The sequence below is a fragment of the Indiicoccus explosivorum genome, from assembly GCF_002167005.1.
GTDB lineage: Bacteria > Bacillota > Bacilli > Bacillales_A > Planococcaceae > Indiicoccus > Indiicoccus explosivorum.
Genome location: NZ_NHTN01000030.1, coordinates 1 through 21,938, shown reverse-complemented (window position 1 = coordinate 21,938; position 21,938 = coordinate 1). Strand labels below are relative to the sequence as shown.

General features: G+C 54.2%; 21 protein-coding genes and 1 pseudogene. 5 read left to right on the top strand and 17 right to left on the bottom strand.

All coding sequences use genetic code 11. The features are described from left to right. Positions 1-616: 616 nt before the first annotated feature. From CCE92_RS09775 to CCE92_RS09720, 12 genes and pseudogenes are all read right to left on the bottom strand, one after another. Entirely contained in the window at positions 617-925 is a 309-nt protein-coding gene (locus CCE92_RS09775) for a DUF4870 domain-containing protein (protein WP_088007421.1), read from the bottom strand. 66 nt (positions 926-991) lie between these two features. After that, a complete protein-coding gene (locus tag CCE92_RS09770) occupies positions 992-1,969 on the bottom strand; it encodes a zinc-binding dehydrogenase (protein WP_088007351.1) in 978 nt (325 codons plus the stop codon). Next, complete coding sequence (locus CCE92_RS09765) at positions 1,966-2,907, bottom strand: ArsA family ATPase (RefSeq protein WP_088007349.1); 942 nt, start codon at positions 2,905-2,907, stop codon at positions 1,966-1,968. Before CCE92_RS09765 ends, CCE92_RS09770 begins: the two co-directional genes overlap by 4 nt. Positions 2,908-2,920: 13 nt before the next feature. Further along, a complete protein-coding gene (locus CCE92_RS09760; RefSeq protein WP_088007347.1) occupies positions 2,921-3,178 on the bottom strand; it encodes a cory-CC-star protein in 258 nt (85 codons plus the stop codon). Between the two features lie 82 nt (positions 3,179-3,260). Next, positions 3,261-4,997, bottom strand: coding sequence for a carbon starvation CstA family protein (locus CCE92_RS09755; RefSeq protein ID WP_088007346.1), 1,737 nt, complete (start codon positions 4,995-4,997; stop codon positions 3,261-3,263). A gap of 222 nt (positions 4,998-5,219) precedes the next feature. After that, a complete protein-coding gene (locus CCE92_RS09750; RefSeq protein WP_088007344.1) occupies positions 5,220-6,194 on the bottom strand; it encodes a quinone oxidoreductase family protein in 975 nt (324 codons plus the stop codon). Positions 6,195-6,207: 13 nt separating this feature from the next. Beyond that, positions 6,208-7,980: an acyl-CoA dehydrogenase FadE gene (locus CCE92_RS09745; protein WP_088007342.1), complete on the bottom strand. Its 1,773-nt coding sequence runs from the start codon at positions 7,978-7,980 to the stop codon at positions 6,208-6,210. A gap of 91 nt (positions 7,981-8,071) precedes the next feature. Further along, positions 8,072-9,144 (bottom strand): annotated as a pseudogene (locus tag CCE92_RS09740) (phosphotransferase family protein). Between the two features lie 5 nt (positions 9,145-9,149). Further along, positions 9,150-9,563, bottom strand: coding sequence for an acyl-CoA thioesterase (locus tag CCE92_RS09735; protein WP_088007340.1), 414 nt, complete (start codon positions 9,561-9,563; stop codon positions 9,150-9,152). Between the two features lie 14 nt (positions 9,564-9,577). Beyond that, positions 9,578-10,135, bottom strand: a complete 558-nt coding sequence (locus tag CCE92_RS09730; RefSeq protein ID WP_088007338.1) for a TetR/AcrR family transcriptional regulator — start codon at positions 10,133-10,135, stop codon at positions 9,578-9,580. 27 nt (positions 10,136-10,162) lie between these two features. Then, positions 10,163-11,785: a long-chain-fatty-acid--CoA ligase gene (locus CCE92_RS09725; RefSeq protein ID WP_088007336.1), complete on the bottom strand. Its 1,623-nt coding sequence runs from the start codon at positions 11,783-11,785 to the stop codon at positions 10,163-10,165. Between the two features lie 47 nt (positions 11,786-11,832). Then, positions 11,833-12,606, bottom strand: coding sequence for an SDR family oxidoreductase (locus CCE92_RS09720; RefSeq protein WP_088007335.1), 774 nt, complete (start codon positions 12,604-12,606; stop codon positions 11,833-11,835). Positions 12,607-12,960: 354 nt separating this feature from the next. On the opposite strand from CCE92_RS09720, the gene CCE92_RS09715 reads away from it, so the two are divergent. Both CCE92_RS09715 and CCE92_RS09710 read left to right on the top strand, forming a co-directional pair. Beyond that, complete coding sequence (locus CCE92_RS09715; protein ID WP_088007334.1) at positions 12,961-14,457, top strand: glycine betaine uptake BCCT transporter; 1,497 nt, start codon at positions 12,961-12,963, stop codon at positions 14,455-14,457. A 205-nt stretch (positions 14,458-14,662) separates the two neighbouring features. Beyond that, the gene (locus CCE92_RS09710) at positions 14,663-16,165 is read left to right on the top strand and encodes a glycine betaine uptake BCCT transporter (protein WP_088007333.1); all 1,503 of its coding nucleotides are present in this window, start codon (positions 14,663-14,665) and stop codon (positions 16,163-16,165) included. Between the two features lie 46 nt (positions 16,166-16,211). Here the strand turns inward: CCE92_RS09710 and CCE92_RS09705 are convergent, their stop codons facing one another. The 3 genes from CCE92_RS09705 to CCE92_RS09695 form a co-directional block, all read right to left on the bottom strand. Further along, complete coding sequence (locus CCE92_RS09705) at positions 16,212-16,364, bottom strand: YfhE family protein (RefSeq protein ID WP_088007332.1); 153 nt, start codon at positions 16,362-16,364, stop codon at positions 16,212-16,214. Positions 16,365-16,441: 77 nt separating this feature from the next. Continuing rightward, positions 16,442-16,867: an ester cyclase gene (locus tag CCE92_RS09700; protein ID WP_088007331.1), complete on the bottom strand. Its 426-nt coding sequence runs from the start codon at positions 16,865-16,867 to the stop codon at positions 16,442-16,444. An 18-nt stretch (positions 16,868-16,885) separates the two neighbouring features. Further along, positions 16,886-17,839, bottom strand: a complete 954-nt coding sequence (locus CCE92_RS09695; protein WP_088007330.1) for a threonine ammonia-lyase — start codon at positions 17,837-17,839, stop codon at positions 16,886-16,888. Between the two features lie 108 nt (positions 17,840-17,947). Here CCE92_RS09695 and CCE92_RS09690 point away from each other — a divergent pair, with 108 nt between their 5' ends. Further along, a complete protein-coding gene (locus tag CCE92_RS09690) occupies positions 17,948-18,499 on the top strand; it encodes an SLOG family protein (RefSeq protein ID WP_088007329.1) in 552 nt (183 codons plus the stop codon). A gap of 3 nt (positions 18,500-18,502) precedes the next feature. Here the strand turns inward: CCE92_RS09690 and CCE92_RS09685 are convergent, their stop codons facing one another. Further along, on the bottom strand, positions 18,503-19,408 hold the full coding sequence (locus CCE92_RS09685) for a catalase family peroxidase (protein WP_088007328.1): 906 nt from the start codon (positions 19,406-19,408) through the stop codon (positions 18,503-18,505). A 103-nt stretch (positions 19,409-19,511) separates the two neighbouring features. Between CCE92_RS09685 and CCE92_RS09680 the strand changes: the two genes are divergently transcribed. After that, complete coding sequence (locus CCE92_RS09680) at positions 19,512-19,787, top strand: GNAT family N-acetyltransferase (RefSeq protein WP_088007327.1); 276 nt, start codon at positions 19,512-19,514, stop codon at positions 19,785-19,787. A gap of 34 nt (positions 19,788-19,821) precedes the next feature. Here the strand turns inward: CCE92_RS09680 and CCE92_RS09675 are convergent, their stop codons facing one another. Then, positions 19,822-20,496, bottom strand: a complete 675-nt coding sequence (locus tag CCE92_RS09675) for a Crp/Fnr family transcriptional regulator (protein ID WP_162287858.1) — start codon at positions 20,494-20,496, stop codon at positions 19,822-19,824. A 153-nt stretch (positions 20,497-20,649) separates the two neighbouring features. Between CCE92_RS09675 and CCE92_RS09670 the strand changes: the two genes are divergently transcribed. Beyond that, entirely contained in the window at positions 20,650-21,903 is a 1,254-nt protein-coding gene (locus CCE92_RS09670; RefSeq protein ID WP_088007419.1) for an erythromycin esterase family protein, read from the top strand. Positions 21,904-21,938 lie beyond the last annotated feature (35 nt).

Below are 21,938 nucleotides of genomic sequence, written 5' to 3'. Positions count from 1 at the left end.
TGCAAAACCGCCGGCCAATGTGAAGGGACGGATCCTGCGAGACGCCTGCGAACAGCCGCGGCAAATTTCTTGTCTCGGCTGTTTGCGACGAGCTTGCGCAGGAGCAGAAGGTTTTTCGCATTTCCGCCGGCTGCCGCCGGTCCGTTTCCCTGAAAAGAAGGCCTGCCAATCACAAAGGCGGGAAGAGGAGCCTATTTCCTCTTCCCGCCTTTTTCATCTCCACTTTCCCGTTCCTGCTGGCTGGTCCGGAGGCATCCGGTCCCGTTCAAGGACTGTCACACGCTGACCCAGCAGCAGGCGGATGAATCGCGTATTGGCCTTTTTCGACTTATGTCTCAGATAAGGGCGGTCAGCGACTCGCCTGTCTGTCCGGTCAGGGGATGGACTGGAAACCGGCGACTCCAGCGGAAGAACGGATGACCGAGACCCCGCCGCGAAGCATGAGCGGCGGTGGCTCGGCCGTCCGTCCGGGCATCCAGCACCGCGACGTCCTGTCGCGCTGGCTGCATTTCCCACATCATGTGGGTCAAAAAGCGTCCGGTGTCCCCATCCCGGACCGAACGGAAAGGAAAACAGGTATTCTGACCTTTTCGGACATCCCCTTTCTTGATGTGCATCAGCGGTAGAAGCTGCCGACGATCGGATAGTTGAACTGCTGGCCGTTGACCGCCCGGACGATGCCGAAAATCGGCACGATGAGCGTCATCAGTCCGAAAATGACAAGCAGCGGAATGCCGATCAGCAAAAATGACAGCAAGACCGCGAGGAAAATCAGGACAGCCATCACAATCTGGAACAGCACCGCCTGGACGGCCAGCTTTTTCACTTCATAGTCCTCTGAAATCAAATAAACGATGAACGGCACCAAAAACGGCATAAAGAACGCGCTCGCATGGACAAGAACTTTCAGCCCGGTATTCTCCATCTCTTTCATCCTCTCCGTCTTCTATACCAGTTATACGGATGAATGGAGCGATGGTTTCATGGTGCATCAAAATTTGAAAGCGATTTTGCCGAACTGTTTCCCTTCCTCTAAGTAACTGAACGCTTCGCCGACTTCCTCCACAGCGAACGTCCTGTCCACGACCGGCCGCAGTTCGTTCTCCGCCAAAATCCGCAGCGCTTCCCGCAGTTCTTCCCGGCTGCCCATCGTCGAACCGAACAGCTGATACTGGCCGTAAAAGAACCGGCGCAGATCGAATTCGATCGTATCCTCTGTCGTTGCGCCGAACACGACGATCCGGCCGCCTTTTTTCAAAACATCGAGTGAGCGGTTGAAGGTTGCGCGTCCGACGCTTTCGATGACGAGGTCGATCTGTTCACCCTTCAGCTCCTCCTCCCAGTCAGCTGCTGTATCGATGGCCCGGTCTGCACCGAGCTTAAGCGCATGTTCACGCTTTTCTTCACTTCTTGACGTCACGATGACGCGGGCGCCCGCCTGTTTCGCGAATTGGATGAGGAATGTGGCGACGCCGCTTCCAGCTCCGGGAATGAAGACCGTATCCCCTTTTTGGACGCCTCCTTTTGTGACGAGCGCACGGTAGCCGGTCAGCAGCGCAAGTCCGGTGACGCCGGCTTCCTCCCATGACAGGTGCTCCGGTTTCCTCTCCAGCTGCTCAGCTGAAACGGCGATTTTCTCAGCGAACGTCCCGTGGTCCGGCATGCCGAGAATATCGAATTCCTTCGGCGGTGCCGGACTGTTCTCGAACCAGCGGAGGCCCGGGTTGATGATCACTTCATCGCCGACGGCCACATTCGCCACGCCTTCCCCGACCGCAGTGACGACACCGGCGCCATCCGAGCCGAGGATGAGCGCTTCCTTATCTTTGCCCCATCTGTTCGGAATGTTCAAATCGCGGTGATTAAGGCCGGACGCTTTCAGCGCGACGACCGCTTCCCCTTTTCCCGCTTCAGGCTCCGGCATTTCTTTCACTTTCAACTCTCCGAATTCAAGTACAACTGCCTTCATAACCGACTTCCTTTCATAAAGTAACTGCTGTATTCCTCCAGCTGTCCGAGCTCCGAAATGTCTCCGGTGAACAGCGGGATGTAGATGAGTTCCTGTTCGCGGAACCGCTTATTTATTTCTTCCAGGTGCGGTTTTTCATACTTTTTCCGTTCCGTGAAAAAGGCGCCATCCGCTTCGTCCGGCAATACTTTATTCACAATCAGGGTACTGACCTTCAAGTCGTATTTCGCCAGCAGTTCCAGCGCTTTTTCCGTTTCAAGGATCGGCAGCCGCTCCGGATTCAATACGAAGATGAAACCGGTCTGTTCCTTATCCAGAAGGACCCGCCGCGCTTTCGCGAAGCGCTGCTGGCGCTCCCGCAGCACTTCATAAATAGGATCTTCGCGGGGTTCCCCGTCATTCAAAAGACGGCTGTAGTTGTCATTGGTCTTCTTCCGTTTCGCGAGAAGCCCTTCGATCCAGACACCCATCAGCTCCGGCAGCGACAGCAGCCGGATAGTGTGGCCGGTCGGCGCGGTATCGAACACGATCTTATCGAACCGCTCCCGCTCTTCCAGAATGATGCGGATCAGTTTATCGAACAGAGCCGCTTCATCCGCTCCGGGCGATGCTTTCGCCGTATCGAGTTGCCGGTGCACTTCCTCCATCATGCCGGAGTGGACGGTCCCTTTAATGTTCTCTTTGACGCTCTGGATGTAACTTGCTGTCTCCAATTCCGGGTCGATTTCCAGAGCGGACAGGCTGCGGGCGATTTTCGTGATCTCCCCGCCGATCTTCCGGCGGAAAATGTCACCGGTATTGTGCGCGGGATCCGTCGAAACGAGGAGCGTCTCATGCCCTTGCCTTGCTGACATCAGCGCAATGGCGGCGGCTGAAGTCGACTTTCCGACCCCTCCTTTTCCGCCGACGAATAAAATCTGTTTTTCCAGTATGTCCATGCCTCTCTCCCTTTCAGCAGCACCGGATGCCATCGAGCGGCGATTTGTCCATGCCCATCCGCAAATGCCAGTCATGGAACTGTTCGATCATGTACGGATACAGTTCCAGTGTGTAGTAGTACGCCGGGTTCGGAATGCCGATCATTTCCGAATACAGCATCAGGAAAAACAGGTCATCTTCATCACGGAGTGCCAGCGCAATTTCGCGCCTGTGCGGCATGCTGATGACTTCTTCATAATAGTCGATCAGCCTCTTCAGCTGTTCAAACATGGCGCTTTCCTCCTTTATTAACGGCAAGAAGAGGGAGCCGGAACGGTCCCTCTTGAATACTTGCCTCTTAATTGCGTGATTACTATTGTTCCGTCTCCGGCAATTCTTTTGTATCTCCCCGCAGTGCGGACCAGGCCGTCACGAAGATCCAGAGTGAGAACACGAGGATGATGGACCCGAAAATGAACAGCAGCCAGTTCCCTCCCTCATTCCAGAACGCCCACTGCAGGAACACTTGCTGGACCATGGCGTATAGCGTCATGAACAGCAGGAACACCATCGGAACGACTGTAATGGCATAATTCCGGCCGAGGCGTTTCAGCCAGATGGTGATCAGCAGCAAACTGATGCCTGCCAGCAGCTGATTCGATGTGCCGAACAGCGGCCAGAGCAGGAAGCCACCCGAACCGAAACCATTCGGCCCTTTTGGCAGCAGGACAAGCGCTGCGCTGGATACGACGGCGACAGAAGTCGCGACATGCGTTTTTGTCAGCGTTGGAATGTTATATTCCTGGCCGAGCTCCGAAATGATATAACGCATCAGACGGACGGACGTATCCAGCGTCGTCGCTGCGAAGCTGACGACGATGACCGCCACGATTGCAGCCGCGACATTCGCCGGGATGAACAGGCCTGTCGCCAGCTGGCTCGCACCAAGGATGAAGTTGCCGAGACCCCCGCCGCTTGCCGCCGCGAAACTACTGTAGGCTTCCCGGAATGCGCCGGTCGTCGGGAACAGTGTGACAACAGCAAGGATCGAAACGAGCGCCAGGACCCCTTCCCCGATCGCACCGAGATACCCGACAAAGCGAGCATCGGTTTCCTTATTAAGCTGCTTCGACGATGTACCGGACGATACGAGACCGTGGAAACCGGAAATGGCACCGCAGGCGATCGTGATGAACAGAAGCGGCATCCACGAGACGTCCGCTGTCGCATTCACTGCAGGCGCTGTGATTTCAGGCGCTGTGAACAGGAGACCTAAGTACAGGATTGCAAGACCGACGACGAGCTGGTGGGAATTGATGAAATCCCGCGGCTGCAGGAGCTTCCATACCGGCAGCGTCGAAGCGATATACACGTACACCATCAGGATGATGATCCAGATGAAGAACGCTGTTGAAATGGTGCTGAGGCCGAACAGTCCGGTGCCGTCCTCTCCTCCCATGTATGACACGAGGTCGATTTGGAGGACCGGGAAAATGGCTGCCAGCACAGCGGTCAAATACATGACGGCGAGTGCAAGAAGCGACGGAACCAGCATGCTCTTCGTCTTTTTATAGGCGATGTAGCCGATCCAGACAGCAAGCGGAATCTGGATGAATACAGGAAGTACGCTTGCCGGGAATGAGATGAACAGGTTGGCGATGACCCATGCGAACACCGCATTGACCATCAGCACGAGAATCAGGATGATGAATAAGAACAGGATTTTACCGCGCTGGCCGATCAGACGGTGTGCGAGTGTGCCCACAGACTGGCCTTTGTTCCGGACAGAAAGTGCGAGCGTGCCGAAGTCGTGGACCCCGGCGCCGAAAATCGTACCGAAGACTACCCAGATAAAAGCTGGCAGCCATCCCCAATACACGGCGATTGCCGGTCCGAGAATCGGTGCGGCCCCCGCCACCGATGTAAAGTGATGTCCCCAAAGCACGAACTTATTCGTCGGCACGAAATCGACGCCGTCCTCCAGCTTATGGGCCGGTGTGACATAATCAGGATCCAGCTTGAAGATTTTTTCTGCTACGAACTTCGAATAAAACCGGTAACCCAGGAAAAAAAGAACAAGTCCTGCCAATGCCACTATAATGGAACTCAAATCGTTTCCCCTCCTTTAATAAAATGAAAATGCAGGGCGCATCTCCAACTTCAGTTTAGATCAAACCTTCATTTGTGTAAATATTATAATAATTAATTTCAAAGCTTTTTATGCAGAAGGCGTCTTAAGACCCTCTCCCGACAGCCAAACCGCCCGTTTCCCGCCCCTTCCGGAGGCGCAGATACGGGCGGTTCCATTTTCGGGATATCCGTAACGTCCTGTTTACGGCTTCAAAATGATTTTGCCGGTTGTTTTCCTTCCCTGCAGCTGCCGGTGCGCTTCCGCCGCTTCGGCCAGCGGAAAAGTGCCGCCGATCGTCAGCTGCAGTTTGCCGCTGCCGGTCCACTCCAGCAGCTCCTGGAGACTTTGCTGGAACAGCTTCGGTTTCCGCATGATCTGCGGCAGGAAAAATCCGATGACCGACTGGTTTTTACGCATGAGCTGCCCCGGGTAGAATTTTGCCTGTTCACCGCTCGCTGCTCCGAAAATAACGAGGCGCCCGAACGGTGCCAGGCACTTCAGCGTCTGATGGAATATGTCGCCGCCGACCATTTCGAGCGCGACATCCACGCCTTTGCCGCCGGTCAGTTCCTTCACCTGTTCCGCCCAATTGTCCTTTGTATAATTGACGAGATGATCCGCACCGAGAGATCGGGCAAGTTCCAGCTTTTCTTCCGTGCTCGCCGTCGCAATGACGGTTCCGGCACCGAAAATCTTCGCCAGCTGCACGGCCAGCGTTCCGACACCGCCTGCTGCCGCGTGCACGAGCACGGTTTCCCCCGCTTCCAGCCTGCCCATCGTCTTCAGGATGTGGTATGCGCTCAGTCCCTGCAGCGGCAATGCCACCGCCTGTTCGAACGGCACGCTGTCGGGCACCGGGATGAGCGCCTGTTCCGGCACCGCCACGAATTCCGAATAGCCGCCTGCTTCAATCAGCGCTACAATCCGGTCGCCCGGTTTGAACCGGGTCACGCCATCTCCGATTGCCGATACAGCACCTGCGATTTCCGCTCCAGGAGTGAACGGCAGCGGTGTCGGCACGACATACTGGCCTTCCCGCCGCGCTGTATCCGCATAATTGACACCGATCGCTTTGACTTCGATAATGACTTCGTCCTCATTCGGCTCCGGCTTCTGCACTTCTGTCAGCTCCAGCACTTCCGGTCCGCCGTATTGCTCCAACTTCACAACTTTCATCGTTTTCCCTCCATCAGCTTACATACCGCCCCGCTTCGAGCTGTGCCAAGGCGATTTTCCGTTTTGTATCGGCTGTGCCGCCCCGCTGCAGCCGGCTCAATTCCGCCGTCACCGCTGCAGTCGCTGATCCAAGCTGCGGATTATCTACTGCGGACTGAATCAGCTGGCGGGCATCCATTTCCACAGACAGCAGCAGCTCATCAATGAGTGCCTGCGTGAGGTGCCGCTTCAGTTTTTCGCGTTCTTCGCCATTCTCTGCGACCGCTTTTTCCGTGCGCAGCACCGCTGATTCTGCCGCGTACAGCGCGATGGCCATATCGGCGAGCTTTATAAGCACCGCCTGCTCTTCCCCTAGTTTATCGCCATACGTCTCGTAAGCGAGCCCTACGCTCATAAGGAATACCCGGCGCACAGCTTTGACAGCTTCCGCCTCCCGCGATACCGGCCCGATCTCCTCCACTTGCGGCGCATTCATTTCAGTCGCCGCCTGTTCGACGAGGTCAGGCAGCGGAACCTGTCCTTTCATCGCCGCTTTCAGCAGATTCATCGGAATGAGGAGTCGGTTGATTTCATTCGTCCCTTCAAAAATCCGGTTGATCCGGGAATCCCGGTACATCTGCTCCACGCCGTATTCTTTAATATAACCATAGCCTCCGTGCAGCTGAAGCGCTTCATCCGCGACTGCGTCCAGCGTTTCCGAACCGTAGACTTTGCACACCGCGCATTCCGCCGCGTATTCCATCATACGTTTGGCGATCAATCCCTGGTCTTCTGCATCGTACAGGCCGCCAAGCGCTTCTTCCAAATAGCCTGCCGTCCGGTACTGCAGCGACTCTGCCGCATAAATGCGCATCGCCATGCTGGCGATTTTCTCCTGTGTCGCACCGAAATCGGCGATCGTCCGCCCGAACTGCCGCCGTTCCTTTACGTAACCGAGCGTGAGCCCCAGCCCGTATTTCGACGCACCCATACAGGCGGACCCGAGATTGAAGCGGCCAAGGTTCAGCACGTTCAGTGCGATGACGTGGCCTTTTCCGACTTCCCCGAGCAGGTTCTCCGCCGGTACTTCGCAGTCTTCGAAAATGACCGGCCGCGTCGAAGAGCTTTTGATGCCCATTTTCTGTTCTTCCGGTCCGAGCGACAGCCCCGGAAAATCTTTCTCCACAATGAATGCGGTGAACGCCTTGCCGTCGACTTTGGCATACGTGATGAATGTATCCGCGAACTCGGCGTTTGTGATGAACATTTTCGTGCCGTTCAGGATATAATGGGTGCCCGTTTCATTCAGCCGGGCGGTTGTCTGCGCTGCGAGCGCATCCGATCCCGCATTCGGCTCCGTCAGGCAATAAGCACCGAGAAATTCCCCGGAAGCGAGTTTCGGCAAGTACTTTCCTTTCTGTTCTTCCGTCCCGAAATAGGTGATCGGAAGCGTGGCGATGCATGTATGGTTGGAATGGGCAACGCTGTACCCGCCTCCGGAACCGAGCATCTCGCCGACGAGTCCTTTGCTGATCTTGTCCAGACCCAGTCCGCCGTATGCTTCCGGGACGCTATGGCCGAGCAGGCCGAGATCCCCTGCCTTCTGCAGCAATTCTTTCACTTTCCCGAAATCCTGATTCTCCAGCACTTCGTTTTGCGGTCGCACATCCTGTTCGAGGAACCGTTTCGCCGTCTGTGCGATCATGCGGTGTTCTTCCGTGAAATCTTCCGGTGTAAATACTGTATCCGCCTCTGCCGGTCCGTAAAGAAAAGATCCGCCCCGGTAGAGCAGTGTGTCAGCTTCCATTCATTCCTTCCCCTTCCGCAACCATTTTATCTCCGCCGGGACCAGCCGCCATCGGAATGCGCCGCGGCACCGATCAGCCAGCAGCATCGCATCACATCTCTTTCGCCGTCGCCAGCGCATGACGGATCAGGCTGTCCGCGAAGCGGTTAAAGTGCGCGAACCGCTCATCCCGGGTCTGTCCCATCTTGTAGCGGTAGTAGATCTGCTGAATGATCACCGCCAGTTTGAAATAAGCGAACGACAAGTAAAACGTCATATTCGTTACATCCCGGCCGCTCGTTTCAGCATACCGTTCAATAAATTCCTGCCGGCTGTAAAATCCGTCCATCACCGTCACCGGCGGTTTTCCCATTCCGAATTTCAGCAGTTCTGGGTCATCCGCCTGGATCCAATAACTCATGGCGACGCCGAGATCCGCCAAGGGATCCCCGACGGTCGCCATTTCCCAGTCAAAAAGTCCGGTCAGACGGGAAAAATCAGGTGAGAACATGGCGTTGTTCAGCTTAAAATCATAATGGATCACCGTCGGATCAGGCGATGCCGGAATCCGGGATGCCAGCCATTTTTTCAGTTCTTCCACTCCCGGGACTTCGTCCGTCTCAGCCCGTTCGTAACGGCCGATCCAGCCATGGACCTGCCGCTCCAGGAACCCTTCCGGCTTCACAAGGCCGGCAAGCGGTGTTTTTGTATAATCAAGCGCGTGAAGTTCAGCAAGCGTATCGGCCATCTTTTCCGAGATTTGCCGGCAGCGCTCCGGTGTCGGCTGGATGCCTTCCGGAAACGCGGTATCAAGGACGATTCCGTGCCGCCTTTCCATCACGAAAAAAGGACTTCCGACAATGTCCGTGTCGTCGGAAAATACGTACGGTTCGGGGGCAGCCGGAAAAACTGGATGCAGTGCCGCTAAAATCCGCTGCTCCCTTTCCATGTCATGGGCTTTCGGGGCCACGGGGCCAAGCGCGGCCGCCGGAGCACCGCTTCCCATCCGCCGATCCGCAAATCATACGTCAAATTCGAGTGGCCGGAACCGAACTGCCGGATGTCCAAATCACCTTCCGGCAATCCGTGGATGTTCTCCCGGAGGAACCGCTCCAATTTTTCCGGCTCCAGTTCTTCTCCGGGTCTGACCGGAATGGTATCCTTCCGTTTCTCTTTCTCTGCCAATCGCTTCACCCCGCTTCTGACGTTTCCGCCATATGGTCTGCCAGCCGTTCGCGGAACCAGTCCGGGAGGCGCTCACTCCGCTGGTTTTCAAAGTCGAAGAACACAATGCTCGCCTCGCCTGTCGCAATCAGTTTTCCGCCGCCGTCCACGATCCGATGGATGATCGTGAAACTGGAATTGCCGATCCGGCCGATTTCCGAAATGACTTTCAGCTTTTGATTAAAGTACCCCTGACTGACGAAATCACATGCCGCCGAGGCCAGGATGAATTTCCAGTCGCCGATCCCCATTTCGAAGCCCATCTCGCCAAAAAAGTCCGTCCGCGCTTCTTCCAGGTAAATAAAGTAACTGATGTTGCTGATGTGCCCGAGTGCATCCGTTTCACAAAAGCGGACTTTCACGTCTGTTTCATGCGCCAAAGCGCTCACTCCTTTTATGCAATTCCATGCAGGATCAGCTCCGTATAAATTTCCGCAAGCCGCTCCGGCGGCACATCACCTGCCGGATTGAACCACTGATAACTCCAATTCGTCACACCGAGCACGGCGAACGCCGTGATGGACGGCACGATCTCCGGCTTGAATTCCCCGCTGTCCCGGCCCTGCCGCAGCACTTCTTCGATGGCAAGCCGGAAACGGTCGCGCTGCTGTCTGACTTCCTCCGCATTGTTCTCGGCCAGATGCCGGATTTCGCGGAAAAATACGCGGGCGCTCGGACCATAGTCTTGAATGTCTGAAATGAGGAGACCGATGATGCGGGCGATTTTTTCCTTCGCTGAACCGCTGTTTTTGATAATGGCTTCTTGCCGCGCCAGCAGCCGGCCGATGTAATTCAGGTGAATTTCCATCAGCAGCTGTTCTTTACTCGTGAAATAGTAGTAAAACGTCCCTTTCGTCACACCGAGCGCTTCCACAATATCCTGTACGGATGTTTCACTGAATCCCTTCTGTTCGAAAAGCACGATGCTCTGTTCTGTTATTCTTTCCTTCATGCTGTCATGTCACCGTCACTTCCCCTGTCAGCTGCCGTCCCGCTGCCGTTCCTCTTCCCGGAGCGCCCGGCGAAGGATCTTCCCGACATTCGTCTTCGGCAGCTCCTTCCGGAATTCCACTGCCCGCGGCACTTTATAAGCCGCCATCCTGCCGCGCGCCCACTCGATCAATTCCTCTTCCGTCAAGTCCTGCCCCGCTTTTTTGACGATGATCGCTTTCACGCTTTCGCCCCGGTATGCATCAGCGACACCGATGACGACCGCTTCCTGGACAGCCGGATGCTCATACAGCACTTCTTCGATATCCCGCGGATAAACGTTGTAGCCGCTTGAAATAATCAAATCTTTTTTCCGGTCCACGATAAAGACGTATCCGTCTTCGTCCATAGTCGCGATATCGCCGGTGAACAGCCAGCCGTCGCGCAGCGTGTGGTCTGTCTCTTCAGGCATATTCCAATAGCCTTTCATCACTTGCGGCCCTCTTACGATGAGCTCACCTTTCTCCCCCGCCGGGACTTCCTGTCTGCCTTCTCCCAAGTCGACTACTTTGTATTCCGTTGACGGAATACCGATGCCGATGCTTCCCGGTTTCCGTTCCGCAAATGCCGGATTGCAGTGCGTGACCGGCGACGCCTCGGATAACCCGTAGCCTTCGAGAATCTTCGCCCCGGTTTTATGCTCGAACTCCTTCATCGTTTCGACCGGCATCGGCGCGCTTCCGCTGTTGCACAAATGAATGCTGTCGATTCCATAATTCTCCGCCTCCGGGTGGTTCGTGATGGCGATGTACATGGTCGGCACGCCCGGGAACGTCGTCGGCTGTTCGGTTTTGATCGTCTCCAGCACTTCCTGCAATTCGAAACGCGGCAGCAGAATATTTGCGGACCCGGTCAGGATGGACAAATTCATGGCCGACGACATCGCAAATACATGGAACAGCGGAATGACGGTCAGGCACCGTTCTTTTCCGAATTCAAATTCCCGCCTAAAAAATTCATGGGACTGAAAAGCGTTCGCCAAAATGTTCCGGTGGGTCAGCATCGCGCCTTTCGAAAGACCGGTTGTCCCGCCGGTATACTGCAGGACCGCGATATCCGACTCGGCATTGATCTGGACAGGTTCAAGTTTTCCATCGCCCCGCCCGACAAACTGCTGGAATGAAGCATCCTCGCCTTGGAGATCCGGTTGCTGTTCTTCAAAACTGACGACGATGATGTTCTTGAGCGACGTTTCCTCCAGGATAGCCCTGATCCGCGGATAAAGCGGTTCATAGACGACAATCGTTTCAGCCCCCGAGTCCTTCAGCAAATAAATCAGTTCCTGCTCCATCAGCATCGGGTTCACTTGAGTGACAATGGCGCCCGCCTTCAGAATCCCGTAATACGAAACGACATACTGCGGGCAGTTCGGCAGCATGATCGCCGCCCGGTCCCCTTTCCTGACGCCCGCTTTCTGCAATGACGAAGCGAAGACAGTCGAAAACGTCAGCAGTTCCTTATATGTCATTTCCCGACCATAGAATTTCAGTGCCACATGTTCCGGTATTTTCGCAGCTGTTTCCGTCAGGATGTCCGGCATGGTCTTGTCCGGGAATTCCATTTCCGCGGATATGTCTTTCGGATAATGGCGGTGCCAAACTTTTTCAGTCATTTTTCCATCTCCTGTCTTTTCAAAATAAAATCCCTGTCCGTTCCCGCTTAAATGGCATGCATGCCGCCGTCCACGACCAGCACATCTCCAGTCACATAGTCAGAAGCTTTTGAAGCCAAGAACAGGGCCGCCCCTTTCAAGTCTTCATCTGTCCCGAACCGGCGGAGCGGTGTCAGATTAAGGATTTGATCGCCGCCGCGCTCGATCAGCACTTTCGACATTTTAGTCGGGAAAAAGCCCGGCGCGATGGCGTTGACATTGATGTTATGCTGGCCCCATTTGGCGGCCAAGTCTTTCGTCATCGTGATGACAGCCCCTTTGGATGTGTTATAGCCGATGGTATCCATGAATCGCGGATCCGTGCCCCCCAAACCGGCGATGGAAGAGATGTTGATGATTTTGCCGCACCCCTGGGCGATCATCACTTTTCCGGCCGCCTGACTCATCAGGAACGTCCCATTCACATTGACATTCATCACCTTCTCCCAAGCATCGAACGGCATATCAACAGCCGGCGCTCCCCATGTCGCTCCCGAGTTGTTGACGAGGATATCAATCGCTCCGAACGTTTCCATCGTTCGTTCAATCACGTTCCGGACATCATCGGGATCCGTCACATCGCAGGCAAGCGCCAGCGCCTTTACGCCGAGTTCCTCGAGCTGATCCGCTGTCTGTTCACACGCCTCCACCTTGCGTGAACAAAGGACAATGTTCGCCCCTGCTTCCGCGAAACCCCGGGCAATCTGCGCCCCGAGTCCCCGTCCGCCTCCAGTAATGATGGCCGTCTTGCCTTTCAGATTAAACAGTTCCATGACATGCATGTTTCCATCCTCCTTAGTACTGACCAGTTGGTATGTTCAGAATATTTATATTAATGTTAGCGGTTTCATTTGCAAAAAACAAGTCCATTCTGATTCAGGCTTTGCATCGTTTGACTCTGCTTTTTGATTTCAGTATGCTTTTATACTGTACGATTTATTAACAATAGAGCGTTGCTGGCAAATTTTGCTGATTTATTAGCGATGAACACAAGCAATGAACACAAAAAACGGGCTTAGAAAGCACTACCGATGTAGAGCTGTCCGATCAGAGAGCTGCGAGTTCCATGCTTTTCCGTCAAAACAATCAATCTGCAAAATATGTCAGTACCAATAAGTCCAAGGAAGGGAGACTACATGAAAAACGTTACCAATGTCTTTTACATCACGATTGTACTTGTCGCTGCCACCGTCATTTACGGCGTAATCGATCCTGAGGGATTCGCTGCCGTAACACTGGATGTCACCGCTGATATCAGCACGGCATTCGGCTGGTATTACATGCTGCTTATGACCTTTTTGCTTCTTATCGCCATCTTCCTCATCGTCAGTCCATTCGGAAAAATCCGGCTCGGTAAGGACCAGGAGCAGCCGGAGTTCTCAACAGCCACTTGGCTTGCCATGCTATTTTCCGCAGGAATGGGAATCGGTCTCGTTTTCTATGGTGCATACGAACCGCTGTCCCATTTCATCATCGATCCGGCCACAGAAGAGCCCGGAACAGACGCGGCATTCAAGGAAGCCATGCGGCGGACATTCGTCCATTACGGTTTCCATCCATGGGCCATGTATGGCATGGTTGCCCTGTCACTCGCGTTTTTCCAGTTCCGTAAAGGAGACCGCGGGCTGGTGTCTTCCACGCTGAAACCGATATTCGGCGAGAAAATGAATGGCCCTTGGGGTACGTTCATCGATATTATCGCCGTTTTTGCCACAGTATTCGGCGTAGCGAGTTCTCTCGGATTCGGCGCCGCACAGATCAACGGAGGCCTGACATACCTGTTCGGCTTCGGGAATGATACATGGTCACAGCTTTTGATCATTGCAGTGGTCACCGTCCTTTTTATCATTTCCGCATGGTCGGGACTGTCCAGAGGTATCAAGTACTTGTCTAACGCCAATATGGTTCTGGGTCTCTCGCTGCTCGTACTCGTCCTGATTTTAGGACCGACACTGTTCATTCTGAATGCGTTCACTCAGTCTCTCGGCGGGTATTTGCAGAATTTTATCCGGCTGAGCTTTGAAACGGCGGCCATAAACCCGGAAAATCGGGCGTGGCTCGATGCGTGGACCATTTTCTATTGGGCTTGGTGGATCGCCTGGTCTCCATTCGTCGGCATGTTCATCGCCCGCGTATCCAAGGGCCGGACAATCCGTGAATTTGTGACAGGGGTCGTCATCGCACCGACACTGCTCAGCGCCTTCTGGTTCACAGTTTTCGGCACTACAGCGATCGATATCCAGATGAGCGGTGTCGCGGATCTGACAGAAGGCGCTGTTGAGACCATTTTGTTCATGGTATTCAACGAAATACCGTTCGGATTCGTTCTTTCGGTAATCGCCGTCATTCTGGTCAGCACATTCTTCATCACATCCGCGGATTCCGCGACTTTCGTGCTCGGCATGCAGTCGACGAACGGATCTCTTTCCCCATCCAACAAAGTGAAAATCACGTGGGGGATCATCCAGTCTTCCATCGCCGCGATCCTGCTGTCGGTCGGCGGACTGGCAGCTATCCAGAATACGATCATTATTGCGGCCTTGCCGTTCTCGTTCGTCATATTGCTGATGACATGGGCATTGCTCAAAGCGCTGAATTCGGAATTGAAGACGATTGAACGGAAGCGCATGTAAACAGCAGCGCCGGAAAATTCTTCTCTCACTTTTCCCGGAAGCGCTGCAGCTAATTCAGTCCCAAGCCACCGGAATTCCGGTGGCTTTTTTCAACTATTGGCTGCTATCAAAAAAGGCGGGCTCAGGACATATTTTTGACGCCCTGCCGCTATACCGATATAATTGTGATTTGTGTCTATCAATTTTTTCACAGGAGGTTTATTTATTGAGGAAACAAGTATCGAATGTCTTCTACATCACCTTGGCGCTCGTCGTGATCGCGGTAGCGGTCGGCGTAATCATGCCGGAACGGTTTGAAACGTTCACTTCGGATATCCGGGCGGACATCAGCACCGGTTTTGGCTGGTTTTACATGCTCATCATGGCGCTCGTACTCTTGTTCAGTGTCATCATTATGGTCAGTCCGTACGGAAAGATCCGACTCGGCCGGGACAGCGATCAGCCTGAGTTTTCGACTCCCACTTGGATCGCCATGCTGTTCTCAGCAGGAATGGGAATCGGCCTAGTGTTTTACGGAGCGGCTGAACCGCTCGCACATTACGCCGTCCAGCCGGCGACCGAAGACGCCGGAACAGTGGCGGCTTTCAAAGAAGCCATGCGGCGGACCTTCTTCCATTGGGGCTTCAACGTTTGGGCAATGTACGGAATCATCGCCCTGTCGCTCGCTTTCTTCCAATTCCGGAAAGGGGAACCCGGACTGATTTCAGCAACATTGAAGCCGATCTTCGGTAAAAAAGTCGAAGGTCCTTTAGGAACCTTTATCGATGTGCTTGCGGTATTCGCGACCGTATTCGGTGTAGCGACATCCCTCGGCTTCGGTGCTGCTCAAATCAATGGCGGCCTGGACTACTTGTTCGGCTTTGAAACCACGTACTGGAACCAGATGATCATTATCGCGGTGGTGACCGGACTCTTCATCATTTCCGCGTGGACCGGGCTCAGCAAAGGGATCAAGTACTTGTCCAATACGAATATGGTGCTGGCGATTTTGCTGCTGACCCTGGTGGTGATTATCGGGCCGACACTGCTTATTCTCAATGTCTTCACGGAATCGATCGGCGGCTATATTCAGAACATCGTCCGCCTCAGCTTCCAGACAGTGCCGTTCAATGAAGAAGACCGCGGTTGGCTGGATGGCTGGACCATCTTCTATTGGGCGTGGTGGATCTCTTGGGCGCCGTTCGTCAGCATGTTCATCGCGAGGGTATCAAAAGGCCGGACTATCCGGGAATTCCTGCTCGGCGTCCTGATCGCCCCGACATTATTCGGCGCTTTCTGGTTTTCTGCGTTCGGCACAATGGCCGCGGAAATCCAGAATAGCGGAGCCGTCGACCTGACAGCAGTGGCGACGGAAGTCGTCCTGTTCACCGCCTTCAATGAACTGCCGCTCGGATTTCTCCTGTCGATCGTCGCCATCTTGCTCGTTTCGACGTTTTTCATTACATCCGCCGATTCAGCGACATTTGTTCTTGGCATGCAGTCGACACACGGATCACTGAACCCTTCGAACAAAGTGAAGATCACGTGGGGCATCGCCCAGTCCGCTGTGGCAGCGATCCTGTTGTCCGTCGGCGGCCTTGCCGCAATCCAGAATACAATTATCATCGCCGCGCTGCCGTTTTCGTTTGTCATGATCCTCATGGTTTGGGCGTTATTCAAAGCGCTCAACGACGAACTCCGGCTCTTAGATAAACGCCGGCGGACGTAGACAGCAAAACCGGCCAGGAGATTCAGGTCTCCTGGCCGGTTTTTTGTTATTTTTCGTTTTTTTCCTTATCTTCTTTCTGTTTTTGGCGTTCGGCTTCATCTGCCTTTTTGAAATCATCCGGGTACAAAACTTCCTGCGTATCGCTCAGTCCGTTGTTCTTGTCCGTCATTTTTTCATGCGGCTGCTTTTTATCTGCCATGCTGCATTCTCCTTTCAGGTAAAAATCGGTTGTACCCCGTATTTTCCCGCAGGAGGACACACTGAAACATGGAGCTGTCAGAATACGTTATGGGTGTTTTTTCCGAGCGCGCCAAGCTCGTACAGAATAGCCGCGTCGCTGTTTTCGCACCACATTTCTTTCACTTTTCCGTCTTCAAAACGGAAAATGATAATGCCGGTCTCACGGATCCGCTGATTTTCAGCCGGAACATCAAACCATCCGCCTTTGTAGGTCATCCAGCCTGTATAGCGCACGACAAGCCGGTCGCCCTGTTCGATCACGTCGTCAAGCACCCATTCATCGTCACTAAACACGGACCGGAACCAGTCGATGAACTCCTTCAGTTTTTCCAGACCGCGATCCCCATTGCGGGCGTGATAGACAAACCCGGGTGCCGTCAATCTCTCGAGCACTTCTTTATTCCCTTTCGTAAAGTATTCGGAAAACCATTTCTCTGCTGTAAGCTGTTTGTCCATACTCATCGACAGTTTCTCCTCCAGTCATTCAGACGGCAGGCAGTCCGTAATCCCCCGGAGATCGAGGTTTCCTCCGGACAGCACTGCGGTGATATTGTGATAAGGAGCGTTCAGCTTTCCCGACAGGATGGCGGCTATTGAAACGGCGCCGGACGGTTCGACAAGCTGTTTGGACCGCTCCATCAGGAATTTGAACGCTTCTTTTATTTCTTCTTCCGACACAAGCACGAGGTCGTCGAGGTGTTCGAGCAGCACCGGGAAAGTCATATCGCCCGGCTGTGAAGTCCGCAGACCGTCTGCAATCGTCCGTGTTCCGGCGATCGGTGTGATGGCGCGGTTCTGAAGGGACAAATATGTATCATTCGCACTTTCCGGCTCCACACCGATTACGCGGATATGAGGCTTCAGCCCTTTGACCGCTGTCAGGATCCCGCTGATCAGCCCCCCTCCGCCGACAGGCACGACAATCACTTCCACATCCGGCACCTGTTCCATGATTTCCAGTCCGATCGTCCCCTGACCTGCCATAATCAGAGGGTCGTCGTAGGGCGGAATGTACGTGCCGCCATTCAGCTCGGCCAGTTCTCTCGCCCGAGGAATCCGCTCAGCGGAAGTCGTCCCGCAATATTCCACATCAGCGCCATACGCCCGGATTGCCCCGACTTTCGCCGGACTTGCGTCTTCCGGCACCACGATTATAGCCGCCACTCCCGTTTCACGCGCCATATAAGCGACCGCCTGCCCATGGTTGCCGGATGAAGCGGCAGTGATGAGTGTGGTGCCGTCTTTTACCGCCTGCCGGATTTTATTCGCGGCTCCGCGGATTTTAAAGGACCCTGTTTTCTGCAGATGCTCAGCCTTCAGGTACACTTGACTCCCGCACGCCTCGTTCAGCAGTGTGGAAGTGAGCACCGGTGTTTCATGGATCACTTTCCGGATTTCTTCCTGCGCTTTTCGTACATCTTCGAGTGAAATCAATCTGACTCCCCCTGTCTTTCCTTCATTATACCTCAGAACAAGTTTTCTGACTTCAGCGTTTTTTTCATGTAAGATGAATCAGAAACGAACTGTTAAAGGAGATTTCCCATGCTGACACGACTTATGATTTCAGGCTATAAGCAGCACGAACTCGGCATCTTCAGCGACAGTCATCCCGGTATCGCGGTCATAAAGAAAACGCTCCGGCGACGGCTGGAACCGCTCATCGAACAGGGGCTGGAATGGGTCATCCTCAGCGGCCAGCTCGGCGTCGAGACGTGGGCGGCTGAAGAAGTCCTAGATCTGCAAGAGACATATCCTGAGCTGAAATATGCCGTCATCACGCCGTTTCTCGGCCAGGAACAAAACTGGAATGAGGCAAAGCAGGAGAAATACGAAGAAATTATCGGAAATGCGGATTACCACGTCAGCCTGACAAACCGGCCATACGAAGCACCTTGGCAGTTCGTCGAAAAGAACCGCTTCCTTTTGCGCAACACGGACGGTCTCCTGCTCGTCTATGACGACGAAAAAGAAGGCTCTCCGAAGTTTCTGAAACAGGAAGCCGAACGGTACGCCGAGAAAACCGATTACGAGCTTTTATTCATTACCGCCGATGATTTGCGCGAGACGGAAGAAGAACGGCTGGGCGATTGGTAGCACCTAGCGCTCTTCCACCCGCCGCTTGTAGGAAACCGCGTATGCCGGGGAACGGTACTGAAGAATCGGGTCTTCAGAAGGCTCGATGCCGGCCGTCACTTCACTCGGATCGAACAGGATCGGATCCGGTTCACCGATCCGGCGCTTCACGATCAGCTGACCGATTTCGATCCGTTCACGGTCTTTCGGCCACATCTTTGTCGGATCATCCGTCGGGTCTCCCTGTCCGCCGATCGTGATGAACAGGCGGAAGCCGATCGGTCCCTGCGACAGCCGCCGATCCAGTTCCCGCTCGAAGTAGCCGAACTCGCCGCCGCCATGCGGCAGCATGTCTTTTCCGGCATTCGGCTCCCACTCGTATTTGACCGGCTGGCGGCGGCCGTGCCGATCGATGAAGTAAAACGCGTGGATGGCATAATACGGGCTGGTGGCGAAACTGGCCGGCGCTTTCATTTTTCTGAACACCTTCAGCCATGCCCGGCTGTCCGGATAGCGGAAGAATAGTTTCATCAATTGCCCGAAATGCGGCCGGCCATTGCGGAACGAACGGTAAATTTCGACCATTTCGTTGAATGTTCCGGGTGTCTTGGCGAAAAAGACCGGTGCCGTGACGCTGACGATTGAAGCGTGTGAACCATCCGGCAGTTCGAAACGGACCGCCATTCCCTTCACCGGTGAAGCATCGTCCGCCCAATACGGGTTCGGCGAAAAATGCGAAAAGCGGACGGCCGCGCGCACAGTGCCGCCAGTGAAATGAGGTGCCGTCGTCCAATCAGCTGCCTTGCCGGTCGGTGTGAATTCCGCTTCGTAAAGCTCTCCCCTTGAATGGGCGCGCCGGTAGCCCGGATGCACACCGAAACTTTTCTCGATCATATCAATGGTATCCTCGGCCATTGTCGGTCTGTCCATTTCATCATCTCCTTACTCCTTTCATACCCGGCGCCGCGTGCATAAAATCCCGGAAACCGGGAATAACAGGAAAACATCCTTTATTCAAAGCAAGGAGGGGAATATGTTGAAAATCATCAAAGGGGATAATAAGTTTTCCGCAATGGAAGGGGATCAGGAGATCGGCCAGATCACGTTCTCACCGAGCGGCGAAAATCATTTTGTGATTGATCATACGGAAGTGAAAAAAGAAGCGGAAGGCCAAGGGCTCGGCGAACAGCTTGTAGAAAAAGTCGTTGAACTGGCCCGCGAAGAGAATAAGACAGTCGATCCTCAATGCCCATTCGCCGCGCATATCATCCAGAAGAACGAAGAGTTCCAGGACGTACTGCCAAAGTGAAAAAATGACTGAAAGCCTCCTTGGACGGGGGCTTTCAGTCGTAGTAGAGTTCTTTTTTCAATTGGCGCGTATCGATCCGGAACGTCCCGGTCGAAGATAATTGAAGGATTCCGCGCGCTTTCAATCCCGAAATGCTCCGGTTCACCGTTTCACGGGCCGTCCCGATCATGTTGGCGAGTTCGGCGTTCGTGAACCGGGTCTGGAAGGTCACAAAACCGTCCGTTTCTTCCTTCCCATGCGAGCGGGCAAGCCGGACAAGCAGCAGCAGGACACGCTCGTTCGCGTTATTCATGACCATTTCACTCAGACGTTTTTGAAGATCCATCACTTTTTCTTCCATCATCCCATGCAGCTGATAAGAGATGACCGGATATAGCTCGATAAGCCGCTTAAACGCCTCCACGGACATGACGGCTGTCTCCGTCTCTGCAGCTGCGACTGCATTTGCCGGATATCCGCTCTCCCTGAATATGCCGATGTGCGGAAACATGTTCCCCTCCTGCTGGAACGAAACGACTTGCTCTTTCCCCGCTGCATCCGTCCGATACACCTTCACTTCGCCTTTCAGAATAAAGTACAAATGGGACAGCGGCTCTCCTTGCCTGAATATGACGCTTTGCGGCCCGAATTTTTTTCTCGACAGGCTTTCAGTCAGCAGCTGATCCGCTTCTTCCGGCAAGCCGGCGAACATCGGCAACTCCCTATGCATCCCTTCCACTCCCCATGGCTTTTCTTCTATCGTATCACGGAACAGCCCCTTCCACATCCGGCTATTTGTCTGCCTGCCGCTGTTTGCCGCAGGTTTGAACGGGTAAATCTTCATTAACACGATTTATCGGAGAAGGAGGCGAAGAAATTGACCATGCCATTGAATGAAGCCATACAGAAATTCTCCATGCCTTACCGGAAGACAGACGATCTTACACCGCTGCTGGACGCAATCGGAGAGGCCAAAATCGTCATGCTCGGCGAAGCCTCTCACGGAACGTCTGAATTTTATACAGTCCGGGCGGAACTGACGAAGCGGCTCATACAGGAACGGGGATTCTCATTGGTGGCTGTTGAAGGGGACTGGCCTTCCGCCCGTGAAGCAAGCCGATACGCCAAAGGGGAAGGAGGCGCGGAAACCGCCGAAGAAGCGCTGCAGGCGTTCGGACGCTGGCCGACCTGGATGTGGGCGAATGAAGAAGTCGCCGGTTTTCTTGAATGGCTGAAAATGCACAACACGCAAAGTGCCATTAAAACCGGATTTTACGGAATCGATGTATACAGCCTGTGGGAATCGATGGATGAAGTGGTGCAGTATTTGACTCAGACAGATCCGGCCGGCGGGGACTTGGAACTCGCCAAAAAAGCGTTCACTTGCTTTGAACCCTATAACCGCATCCCTGAGAATTATGCATTGTCGTCCGCGAACTTCACAGAAGCCTGCGTCGATGAAGTTTCCTCACTCCTTGCCTCGATCCGTTCGCACGAAGAGCGGTACAAAGATGAAGAGGAAAGCGACCTGAACCTTGAAATCAACGCGCTGGTCGCCAAAAATGCGGAAGATTATTACCGGGCGATGGTCCACAGCAACGCCGAATCTTGGAACATCCGCGACGAGCATATGGTTGAAACAATCAATGAAATCATGGATCACCACGGCGACGATGCGAAAATCGTTATTTGGGAACACAACACCCACATCGGTGACGCGCGTGCCACGGATATGGCCAAAGCAGGCATGATCAACGTCGGTCAGCGCCTCAGGGAGCAGAACCGGCCGGATGACGTCTATGCCGTCGGCTTCGGCACCCATCGCGGCACGGTCATCGCATCCGAGGAATGGGGTGTGCCATACAACGTCATCGATGTCCCGCCAGCACGCCAAAAATCATGGGAAGATGAACTGTACCGGGCGGGCGGCGGCAGCAAGTACCTGCTGTTCACTGACCGGAACCGGGAGCTGTTCGATGGCTGGATCGGCCACCGGGCCATCGGCGTCGTCTACAACCCGGCCTATGAAGCATACGGAAATTATGTTCCGACACGGATTTCGGAGCGCTACGACGCGTTCATCTACATCGAAGAAACAAAAGCGCTGTCGCCGCTGCCAAAAACACCGGCCCTTTGAAGGGCCGGTGTTTCCAGGCTGTCGAGAAAGTCTCG